Origin of the sequence: Halomonas sp. 328, from assembly GCF_015645095.1 — a bacterium.
GTDB lineage: Bacteria > Pseudomonadota > Gammaproteobacteria > Pseudomonadales > Halomonadaceae > Bisbaumannia.
Genome location: NZ_JADOTW010000067.1, coordinates 1 through 2,781 on the forward strand (window position 1 = coordinate 1; position 2,781 = coordinate 2,781).

Below are 2,781 nucleotides of genomic sequence, written 5' to 3' on the forward strand. Positions count from 1 at the left end.
CCCGCCCTGGTATTTCTGGGCGAGTATTCAGGAGCACTGGACACATCAGGTGCTGCGCTTATTGGTTGAATTCAGGACTCTTAGTTTCGACAACTCAGAGAGTATATGATCGTGAAATAAATGCATATAATCCTTATGATCATTCCTCCAACCCTTATATGAAATACCAAGCTTTAGAGAAGCATTCGTCTCCCTGAAAAACTCATCCTCGTCAATTAAAAACCTATCCAGAACATGCTTGAAGTTCCTATAAGTTCCTTCTCCTACGCCTACAGTACCAATTGCACTTGACTCAATGACGATGACTTCGGCACGGGGAAATATCTCTTTCATGAAAAAGCTAGTCAGCCACCCCGCAGTACCACCACCAACAATGGCCAGCTTATTTACATCCCTTAGGTTCAGCATCATAACTCCCCCTTGGTGGCCCGGATATACCTAGCAGCCAAAATTAACGCACACGCCATAAGAAATAAGGATTGCAAGTTTACTATTGTTTGAAACTCAGCCTGGTCAAAAGCGCTCAACCATACAACGGGAACAAACACCACCATCATGATACAATTTATAACCAACTGAGGCGTAAGAGTATCCTCCAACCCCCTGAGAGCGCTTGTCAAAAAGGTCAATAACCCACTGGAAAAAATAAACAAAAACAACGAAATAAGGAACAATGACCCAGGGACAAGCGCAGCACCTCTGAGATTAAATACTTCAAACAAAAAGGGAAACGAAATCGCACATAGCGCACAAGAAACTGTAATCACCGACAAAAGCACAAGCGACGACTCACCAAGCTTAACAATAGAGCATCCAGCAGCACGCTGCTTGCTAACATACAGACTGTTCGCCTGTGCGAACGATATTATCGGAATTAAGAAAAACGTCGCCAGACTACCAAAAATTGACAACAACCCAACATAGTCAGCATTGATAGAAAGCGCCCTTTCGTTAATTAAATAATACAGCCCTTTTTGCACTGCAAGACCAACCGCCACCGGCCACCCCAAGAGAAATATCTTTTGTGCAACTTTCACGTCAAAGTTAAAGCCACGAAAATCAAAACATTCTCCACGCTTACTAAACAATATGCAAAGCATCGACAACAAGAAAAAAACATCCGCCACTAACATGCAAATGAATGCCCAGACCAATGGTTCGACGGGTGTGCCAATAAAGTAATAAGACAACATCGCCAAAGTAATAAACAAGGAAATCACCTTGACCTTGTAAAGCGATTTTTGTTTCCCTCTCGCCTCAAGAAAGTAGAAAATCGGCAAGCCAACGCCCGAGAAAAACGTGCCTAACAAATATACAAAGACTGCTGTTTCGGCTGTCTCCACCATCCCATCAGAGAAGCCTGAAACATCCACAAACACATCGTAGATAATGTAATTTGATAAAATTGACAAGGGAACTAGGATCATCGCAAGCGCCAAACTTGACATAAGTAACACTTGCTGCCCCGAAGCACTATTGTTAGACGATATAGAGACATTTCCCACCATTGCCAATGACATTGTCAAGACAGTACTTGCAATTACAAATATTGAGAGCAAGTACCCAAACACTGACAAGCTAGAAAAATCCACATTGGCCAGAAACAGAGTCACCGATACAGTTGATAAAAATGGAGCAGCACGACTAACTGTATATGGAACTATCTTAGGAAGTATAAACTGCAGATAATCTCCCTTAAGGAGCCTTTCCCTGCCTCCTGCTATGCCCATATCCGTTTCATCCTTTCTCCAAACTCCAGCTCATGGAGCATCTGTGTAACTTCGTACGCCTCCCCAAGATTCTTGTAATCAACTTCGCTTCGCATACCAAAATAGGGGTAATGGTGGAAATAATAGCCAAAAATAGACGCACAATCCTTAATATAACTCCTCGTGTCCAATATATGGTGATGCCAAATCTCATCAACCTCTATGCTTGGAACTATGACTGGAACCTCATCGATGTATTTCTTATTCAAATAGAGGAAGTTTTTGTAATATTGCACAGCGACATCCAGCTCATCCTCACCCCACACCCTTGACACACTAGGATCTTCCTTCTTCAACTTCCCTTTAATAAGAGAAAAATCCATGTCATCTATATGCTTAACTGCTTCCTCAAGAGTCGGTTCATTTTCTATTTCTGGCTTACTCATGCTATGAGGAAGCGTAATCGCTATATTTTTTAACATCAATCGCCACTCCCCAACTCGATAATTGGGCATTGATTATCAGGAGGAGGAGAGCACTCCTCCTCCCTTGCTCATCATTGAATGAGTGTCTTACCAGCTACCGCCACCTTGGCAATGGCCACCACCACCACCAACACCGCCTGCCCCAACATCGGAGAAGCGCTCAGTATTAGCGCGTTGCTCAGGCTTCACGGTTTTCGGTTGATTATTGAGTTTCTCAATCAGCTTATCCATGAATAAAATCCTCATTAATTAGATTCCTCTTATTCGGCAGATCAAGATTTCCACACATGGCCAGTTCCGACAAGCATCGATCGGCATGGAAATTGTTGTATTTTAGTAAGCTAATTAATACATTTTTCCTTGGGTTTTTACTCACTCAATATATATCTTATTTCCTACAACACATTCAGTCATCATCTATTCCGATTTCTCGCAACCAAAACCCTGCCTTTGCACTCCTTTTCAGCATGTGCCGAGGGGCGCTGGGGGCAGGGTGGAGCGGGGGTTTTTAGGTTCTTCGTCACTTCATGTGGATTTGGCCTGATCGGACAAGCGGCCCACGGGGCTGCCAATCAGGTAGATCATCG

4 protein-coding genes are annotated in these 2,781 nt (G+C 43.3%); all 4 read right to left on the bottom strand.

Annotation, left to right across the window (positions count from 1 at the left end; all coding sequences use genetic code 11):
* Positions 1–45 precede the first annotated feature (45 nt).
* The 4 genes from IHD13_RS17940 to IHD13_RS17955 all read right to left on the bottom strand — a co-directional run bounded on the left by IHD13_RS17940 (position 46) and on the right by IHD13_RS17955 (position 2,425).
* The gene (locus IHD13_RS17940) at positions 46–411 is read right to left on the bottom strand and encodes a tryptophan 7-halogenase (protein WP_195862403.1); all 366 of its coding nucleotides are present in this window, start codon (positions 409–411) and stop codon (positions 46–48) included.
* Positions 408–1,730 (bottom strand): hypothetical protein, encoded by a 1,323-nt coding sequence (locus IHD13_RS17945; RefSeq protein WP_195862404.1) that lies wholly within the window; start codon positions 1,728–1,730, stop codon positions 408–410. The genes IHD13_RS17940 and IHD13_RS17945 overlap by 4 nt, the downstream gene beginning before the upstream one ends.
* The gene (locus IHD13_RS17950; RefSeq protein WP_230086411.1) at positions 1,721–2,155 is read right to left on the bottom strand and encodes a glycine-rich domain-containing protein; all 435 of its coding nucleotides are present in this window, start codon (positions 2,153–2,155) and stop codon (positions 1,721–1,723) included. The genes IHD13_RS17945 and IHD13_RS17950 overlap by 10 nt, the downstream gene beginning before the upstream one ends.
* Before the next feature lie 126 nt (positions 2,156–2,281).
* Positions 2,282–2,425 (bottom strand): hypothetical protein, encoded by a 144-nt coding sequence (locus IHD13_RS17955; protein ID WP_195862406.1) that lies wholly within the window; start codon positions 2,423–2,425, stop codon positions 2,282–2,284.
* Positions 2,426–2,781 lie beyond the last annotated feature (356 nt).